This is a genomic window from Streptomyces anandii JCM 4720, from assembly GCF_014650655.1.
Lineage (GTDB): Bacteria > Actinomycetota > Actinomycetes > Streptomycetales > Streptomycetaceae > Streptomyces > Streptomyces anandii.
Window position 1 is genome coordinate 339944 of record NZ_BMVJ01000002.1, and the last position, 7977, is coordinate 347920.

At 75.0% G+C, this 7977-nt stretch carries 6 protein-coding genes; 5 read left to right on the plus strand and 1 reads right to left on the minus strand.

Annotated elements, in window-relative coordinates; translation table 11 throughout:
- Positions 1-796: SWIM zinc finger family protein (locus IE249_RS36200; RefSeq protein WP_229857529.1), on the minus strand; the 796-nt coding region annotated here is incomplete at its 3' end.
- Positions 797-929: 133 nt separating this feature from the next.
- Here IE249_RS36200 and IE249_RS04730 point away from each other — a divergent pair.
- From IE249_RS04730 to IE249_RS36205, 5 genes are all read left to right on the plus strand, one after another.
- Positions 930-2117 (plus strand): ATP-binding protein, encoded by a 1188-nt coding sequence (locus IE249_RS04730; protein ID WP_189703470.1) that lies wholly within the window; start codon positions 930-932, stop codon positions 2115-2117.
- Between the two features lie 251 nt (positions 2118-2368).
- Positions 2369-4705 (plus strand): DUF5682 family protein, encoded by a 2337-nt coding sequence (locus IE249_RS04735; RefSeq protein ID WP_189703693.1) that lies wholly within the window; start codon positions 2369-2371, stop codon positions 4703-4705.
- A gap of 26 nt (positions 4706-4731) precedes the next feature.
- Entirely contained in the window at positions 4732-5952 is a 1221-nt protein-coding gene (locus IE249_RS04740) for a VWA domain-containing protein (RefSeq protein ID WP_189703694.1), read from the plus strand.
- A gap of 142 nt (positions 5953-6094) precedes the next feature.
- Positions 6095-7201, plus strand: coding sequence for a hypothetical protein (locus IE249_RS04745; protein ID WP_189703471.1), 1107 nt, complete (start codon positions 6095-6097; stop codon positions 7199-7201).
- A 537-nt stretch (positions 7202-7738) separates the two neighbouring features.
- Positions 7739-7977, plus strand: a 239-nt coding sequence (locus tag IE249_RS36205) for an ATP-grasp domain-containing protein (protein ID WP_229857532.1), incomplete at its 3' end; no start/stop codon positions are given.

Here is a 7977-nt window from a genome sequence, read left to right on the forward strand (position 1 = left end):
GGACGAGCCAGTGGTCACGCACCGGCGGGCCGTCCGCCGAGCCGGGCAGTCCGACCCGGGAACGGACCGTCGCCGCGAGGTCGGGCGGCAGTCCGTCACGGCGCAGCCAGCCCTGGTCCAGCAGGTGCAGCAGCGCGCACTCCTCCAGCAGCCGCACCGGCCAGCCGGGTCCCGACGACGGTATCGCCCCCAGTTCGCGCACGCGCGCGGCCAAGCCGGGAGCCTGCGCGTCGACCATGCGGGCCGCCGTCTCCTCCCACAGTCCGTACCCCGCCTGTTCCGCGGAGGCCAGGCCGGAGCGGAGCAGGTCGGCGAGGCGCTGCTCGAGCTCCGTCGCCCCCGCCGTGATCCGCTCGGCACGGCGCACCGCCCGCCGCCGCGCCGCCTCCGGATCGGCCGGTCCCGGACCGGCCGCGCCCGCCATCGGTTTCCGTGCCGTCCGCTCCCTCCGGCCCGCGAGCCACTCCTCGGCCCAGTCCGGGGCCTGCCCCGGCGGCACCGCGCCGTCGCCGCCCGCCCACAGCAACAGCAGTCCGAGCGCGTGCTTGCACGGGAACTTCCGGCTCGGGCAACTGCACTTGTACGCCGGCCCGGCCGCGTCCGCGATGTCGACGACCGTCCGGTACGGCTTGCTGCCACTGCCCTTGCACAGCCCCCACACCGTCCCCTCGTCACAACTGCCCGCCTCGGACCACGGACCGGCCGCGCCGAGTTTGCTTCCCGCTTTGCGTGACGCGTCGTCAGGCGCCAGTGCCAGCACCTGGTCCGCCGTCCAGCGCACCCCCTGCAACGTCATGCCATCGAAGGTAGATCCCCCCACTGACAATCGCTCCGGCGAGCGCGTTTGCGCAGGTCAGAACGTGTTGTCAGTGCCGTGGTGCACGGTGGATGCCAGATCCGAACCGGCCGAGCTGGAGGGGGCCTCAGCCATGTCTGTGTCCGTCGAACCGACGCCTGTCGAACCGAGTCAGCACATTTCCGCGCCCGCGAACACGGGCGCGGGAGAAGGGGGACGGGCGGGCGCGGGACAAGCCGGGTCCGAGGCGCTGCGGCCGCACGCCGAGGACGCCTTCGCCGCCGAACTGGCCGCGCTGGCCGCGCAGGACGACCGACCGCGCCCGGCCCGCTGGAAGCTGTCGCCGTGGGCCGTCGCCACCTACCTCCTCGGCGGCACCCTGCCGGACGGCACGGTGATCACGCCGAAGTACGTCGGCCCGCGCCGCATCGTCGAGGTCGCCGTGACCACCCTCGCCACCGACCGCGCCCTGCTCCTGCTCGGCGTGCCGGGCACGGCGAAGACCTGGGTGTCCGAGCACCTGGCCGCCGCGGTCAGCGGCGACTCGACCCTGCTGGTGCAGGGCACGGCGGGAACGCCCGAGGAGGCGATCCGCTACGGGTGGAACTACGCCCAGTTGCTGGCGCACGGCCCGAGCCGCGACGCGCTCGTGCCCAGCCCGGTCATGCGGGCCATGGCCGAGGGCATGACGGCCCGGGTCGAGGAGTTGACCCGCATCCCCGCCGACGTGCAGGACACGCTCATCACGATCCTGTCGGAGAAGACCCTGCCGATACCGGAGCTGGGCGAGGAGGTGCAGGCGGTCCGCGGCTTCAACCTGATCGCCACGGCCAACGACCGCGACCGCGGGGTCAACGACCTCTCCAGCGCCCTGCGCCGCCGTTTCAACACGGTGGTGCTGCCGCTGCCGGAGAGCCCCGAGGCGGAGGTCGACATCGTCTCCCGCCGTGTCGACCAGATCGGCCGGTCCCTCGACCTGCCGGCCGTGCCGGACGGCGTCGACGAGATCCGCCGGGTCGTGACCGTCTTCCGCGAACTGCGCGACGGCGTGACCACCGACGGACGTACGAAGCTGAAGTCGCCGAGCGGCACGCTGTCGACGGCCGAGGCCATCTCGGTCGTCACGGGCGGCCTCGCGCTCGCGGCCCACTTCGGCGACGGCGTGCTGCGGGCCGGCGACGTCGCGGCCGGCATCCTCGGCGCGGTCGTCCGGGACCCGGCGGCCGACCGGGTCGTCTGGCAGGAGTACCTGGAGACGGTGGTCCGTGAGCGCGACGGCTGGAAGGACTTCTACCGGGCCTGCCGGGAGGTGAGCGCATGAGCGCCAACGGGCGGATGTGGGGCGGCGCGGCACGGGCGAGCGCCGAGGACGAACCGAGCTGGACGGGCGGACGCGGCGGCCGGCGCGGGCGGCTGCGGAGAGGGGGACGGGATGGCGGGAGCTGAGCAGGCGGCGGGCCGGGGACCCGGCGCGGGGCCGCTGCTGCTGGGGGTCCGGCACCACGGGCCGGGCTCCGCGCGGGCGGAGTCCGGCACCACGGGCCGGGCTCCGCGCGGGCGGTTCGGGCAGCGCTGGACGCGGCCCGGCCGCGGGTGGTGCTCATCGAGGGGCCGCCGGAGGCCGACGCGCTCATCCCGCTCGCCGCCGAGGAGGGCATGCGGCCGCCGGTCGCCCTCCTCGCCCACGCCGTGGACGAGCCGGGCCGCTCCGCGTTCTGGCCGCTGGCCGGGTTCTCCCCGGAGTGGGTCGCGATCCGCTGGGCGCTGCGGCACGACGTCCCGGCCCGCTTCATCGACCTCCCGGCCGCACACACCCTGGCCTGGCAACGCGAGGACACCGGCACGCCGGAGGAGGACTGCCTGCCGGAGGGGGAGGGCGCGCCGGAGAGGGAGGGCGCACCGGACGGGGAGGGCGCCCAAGCCGCTCCCGTCGGCGACGGGGTGCGGGTCGATCCGCTGGCCGCGCTCGCCGAAGCCGCCGGGTACGACGATCCGGAGCGCTGGTGGGAGGACGTGGTCGAGCACCGGGGGATGGGCGACGGCGACCCGTACGCGCCGTTTCTCGTGCTGGAGGAGGCCATGGAAGCGCTGCGGGAGACCTACGGCAGCGGCGGGCACGACCGTGACCTCGTGCGCGAGGCGTACATGCGGCTCCAAGTGCGCGCCGCGGTCCGGGAGTTCGGGGAAGACGTCGCCGTGGTCTGCGGCGCCTGGCACGTGCCCGCGCTGCGGCGCAAGGCGACCGTCGCCACCGACCGCTCGCTGCTGAAGGGGCTGCCCAAGGTCAGGACGGACATGACCTGGGTGCCCTGGACGCACCGCAGACTGGCCCGTTCCGGAGGCTACGGCGCGGGCATCGGCTCACCAGGGTGGTACGCCCACCTGTTCGCCGCCCCGGACCGCCCGGTCGAGCGGTGGCTGACCAAGGTGGCCGGGCTCCTGCGCGAGGAGGACCGGATCGTCTCCTCCGCCCACGTCATCGAGGCGGTGCGGCTGGCGGAGACGCTCGCCGCGATGCGCGGCCGCCCGCTGCCCGGGCTGAGCGAGACGACCGACGCCGTGCGGGCGGTCATGTGCGAGGGCTCGGACGTCCCGCTGGCGCTCGTGCGCGACCGGCTGGTGGTCGGGGACGTACTGGGCGAGGTGCCCGAGTCGGCGCCCGCGGTGCCCCTGCAACGGGACCTGGCCCGGCTCCAGCGCCGGTTGCGGCTGAAACCGGAGGTGTCGGAGCGGGAGTTGGAACTCGACCTGCGCGGGGAGACCGACGCCGGCCGCAGCAGGCTCCTGCACCGGCTGCGGTTGCTCGGCGTCGGCTGGGGCGAGCCCACCGCCTCGCGGGGGAGCACGGGCACGTTCCGGGAGACCTGGCGGCTGTGCTGGGAGCCGGAGTTGTCGGTACGCGTCGCCGAGGCGGGGGTGTGGGGCACGACCGTGCTCGCCGCCGCGACCGCCAAGGCCGAGGCCGACGCGGTGGGCGCCGGGGCGCTCGCCGAGGTGACCGGGCTGGCCGAGCAGTGCCTGCTCGCCGGGCTCCCGGACGCGCTGCCGGTGGTGATGCGGGTGCTCGCCGACCGCGCGGCGCTGGACGCGGACGTCGGGCACCTCGCCCAGGCCCTGCCCGCCCTGGTCCGCTCCTTGCGGTACGGCGACGTACGCGGCACCGACACCGCGGCCCTCGCCGGGGTCGCCGCCGGTCTGGCCGAGCGGATCTTCGTCGCCCTGCCCCCGGCCTGCGCCGTACTGGACGCGGACGCGGCCGAGGAGATGCGCCGCCATGTGAACGCGGTGCACACGGCGGTGGGCCTGCTCGGCGACACCCCCATGGCGGGCCACGGCGACCTGCGCGCCCGCTGGCACGGCGTGCTGGGGGTGCTGTCGGGCCGGGACACGGTTCCCGGGGTCGTCCGGGGCCGTGCCGTGCGGCTGCTGCTCGACGACGGGGAGGTCGAGCAGGAGCGGGCGGCGCGGCTGATGGGGCTCGCGCTGTCGCCGGGCACCCCGCCGGCGGACGCGGCCGCGTGGATCGAGGGGTTCGTGGGTGGCGGGGGCGGGATGCTGCTCGTGCACGACGAGCGGCTGCTCGCCCTGGTCGACGACTGGCTGACCGGGGTACCGGCGGAGGCGTTCACCGACGTACTGCCGCTGCTGCGGCGGACCTTCTCGGCGTACGAGCCGGGGGTGCGCAGATCGCTCGGCGAGCTGGTCCGGCGCGGGCCGCGGCAGGGGGGCGGCCCGGCCGGCGTCACGGCGGCCGGACCTCCCGGCTTCGGCGCGGACCTCGACCGGGAGCGGGCCGACGCCGTGCTGCCCGTGCTGCGGCTGCTGCTCGGCCTGGGCCCGGACGCCGCCGACGCCGGTGCCGGTGCCGGGGAGAGAAGCGGTGAGGAGCTCGCGGGGATGGTGGGATGACCACGGCGACCGGAAGGACGTACGGCATGGACGGTTCGGACGGGACGGACGGCTTGGCGGGCAGGGGCGGCTTGGACGGTGTGGGCGGCGCGGACCCGGCGGGGGAGCGGCTGCGGCGGTGGCGGCTCGTCCTCGGCGGTGACGCGGCCGACGGCACCGGCCGCGCGCTGTCCGGGCGGGACGCGGCGATGGACGGCGCGCTCGCCGCGCTCTACGGCAAGGACGACCGGCCGGGGGCGGGCCGGACGGGACGGAACCGTTCGGCGGGGCTCGGGGCCTCCGCGCCGTCGGTCGCGCGCTGGCTCGGGGACATACGGACGTACTTCCCGTCCCCCGTCGTGCAGGTCATGCAGCGTGACGCCATCGACCGGCTGGGCCTTGCCGCGCTGCTGTTCGAGCCGGAGATGCTGGAGGCGGTGGAGGCCGACGTGCACCTCGTCGGCACGCTGCTGTCGCTGAACAAGGCGATGCCGGAGACGACGAAGGAGACGGCACGGGCGGTCGTGCGCAAGGTCGTCGAGGACCTGGAGAAGCGGCTGGCCACCCGTACCCGGGCCACCCTCACCGGCGCGCTCGACCGCAGTGCCCGTGTCAGCCGGCCGCGCCACCACGACATCGACTGGCACCGCACGATCGCCGCCAACCTCAAGCACTACCTCCCCGAGTACCGGACGGTCGTGCCCGAGCGGCTCATCGGTTACGGGCGGGCCTCGCAGTCCGTGAAGAAGGACGTCGTCCTCTGCATCGACCAGTCGGGCTCGATGGCGGCCTCGGTCGTGTACGCGTCCGTCTTCGGCGCGGTGCTCGCGTCCATGCGGTCGATCAGCACCCGGCTGGTCGTCTTCGACACGGCGGTCGTCGACCTCACCGACCAGCTCGACGACCCGGTCGACGTCCTCTTCGGCACCCAGCTCGGGGGCGGCACGGACATCAACCGGGCGCTGGCGTACTGCCAGTCGCAGATCACCCGGCCCGCGGAGACGGTGGTCGTGCTGATCAGCGACCTGTACGAGGGCGGCATACGCGACGAGATGCTGAAGCGGGTGGCGGCGATGAAGGCGTCGGGAGTGCAGTTCGTCGCGCTGCTCGCGCTCTCCGACGAGGGGGCGCCCGCCTACGACCGTGAGCACGCGGCGGCCCTGGCGGCGCTCGGGGCGCCGGCGTTCGCCTGCACGCCCGAACTGTTCCCGGAGGTGATGGCGGCGGCGATCGAGAAACGTCCGCTCCCGGTGCCGGACACCGTCTGACGACTTGTCGACCGAATCCTGTCGGCAAAAGCGGACATGCCTACCCATCGGTAACCGAGGGCTTGCGTGACCGAGGGAGGCGCGTGCGAGGATTCGGTGACCTGTCGGCAACATGTCATCCGACCGGGAAGGAAGCCCCCTGTTGCCCTTGCCAGCAGCCCTGTCCGGTGCCGCTCTGCGCGTGATGCGCACGGCGGCCGGGCGGCGTGCGCTGCAACTGGGGCTCCTTGTCAGCGCGTTGTTCGCGCTCGGGTTCCTGTGCGGGGAGCAGGCGCACGCGGCGGAGTCGGCTCCGGCCGCCCACCACGGTTCCGGGCACCCCGCGTCCCGGGCCCTGCGGGACGCCGCCCAGCGGACCGGCCGGCTCACCGCCACGGGTCCCGCCCGCCTCGTGACCGAGACGGTCCTGCGGCAGACGGCGGCGTCAGTCACCCGGCCGGCATCCGAGCCCACCGAGCAACCACTGCCGGAACCGCCCGCACGGCCGGTTCACCGGTCCGGGGCGGGTCGCGTCGCCGAGCCTGTCGTGCGCCCAGCGGCGGAGTCCGTCGTCCGGCCGGTGGAGGAGGCCGTGGTGCGGCCCGTCACCGAGTCCGTTCTCCGGCCCGTGACCGAGGCCGTCGTGCGGCCGGTGGCCGAGGCCGTCGTGCGGCCGGTGGCCGAGGCCGTCGTGCGGCCTGTGACCGAAGCCGTCGTGCGGCCCGTGGCGGACCTGGTGGACGCCGTCGGCACCGTCCAGGGGCGGGCGGGGATTCCGCCGGTCGCGGAGGTGCCCGCGTCGCCGTCCGGTGGCCCCGCTCTTCCCGCGCCGCCGGTTTTCCGGCCGTCGGGCAGTGCGCCGGTGGTGGCCGCCGGGCAGGGCGGGGAAGCCCCCCGCTCGCGCCTCGCTGCGAAGTCCTCCGGGGACGGCCTCTCGGCGGAGGCCTCCGAGACCGGACCGCGGGCCGTGCGCGGTTTCTCCGCGATTGCCGAGGCCCCCGGCCGGGGTGGCTCGGCCGCCGGTCACCGCGCCGCTCAGATGCCCCAAGCCCTCGCCGAGCCGCCCGCGGGCCAGGCGCCGGCCGGGGATCCGAACGGTGTGCTGGGTGACCACCCGGCCGGCGACTTTGGTGCGCCGCGACACGGCGACGCGCACGCCGTCACCGTTGACCACCGCGCCCCACTGCGGCTGCTGCCCGGTCCCGCCGCGCGGGCCGAGGCGCCCCGGACCCGGGACCGGCACCGGGACATCCCCCTCTTCCCCGGCTAGGCGAAGCCCGCCTCTGTCGCAGGCCTGCTCACCCTCCCGGACCCCTTCACCACCACCACCGCCGCCGCCGGCGTGCACACAAGGTCGGCGGGCCCGCAGGACAGGTGCGTACCCCCTCAGACTCCGTGGCCCGACGGGACCCGGACGGCCGAAAGCCGTCGGCCGGTCCGGGCGTCCGGTCGGACGTCCGCGGAAGAAGGGCAGGCTGGTCCCCATTGGGGTGGGGATCATCCGCCCAGGCCCCCGCGAGGGGGCTGTCGCGGGGGCCTCACCGGGTCAACCCCAGCCCGGTGAGGCCCTTCGGCCTCCGGCACGCAGTGCCAGAGAGGACGGCATCATGTGACAGGTATCACCGCTCAGGTGTGACCCCCCGATTTATGGCACCCCCGCGAGCGGGGATAACCTGCGAGACGGACATGCCGCGCGCTCGGACACCGTGTGCGCCTCCCTTGTGACACAGAGCGGACGTCACGTTGCCCTTCGCGGCACGCCCACGCATCCAACGAACCGCGAGATCACTGATAGGGACGGAAGCGCGTGGACCTGTTCGAGTACCAGGCGAGGGACCTCTTCGCCAAGCACGGTGTACCGGTGCTGGCCGGTGAAGTCATCGACACGCCTGAGGCGGCGCGCGAGATCACCGAGCGGCTGGGCGGCAAGTCGGTCGTCAAGGCCCAGGTGAAGGTCGGTGGTCGAGGCAAGGCCGGTGGCGTGAAGCTCGCCGCCACCCCGGACGAGGCCGTCGCCCGCGCGACGGACATCCTCGGCATGGACAT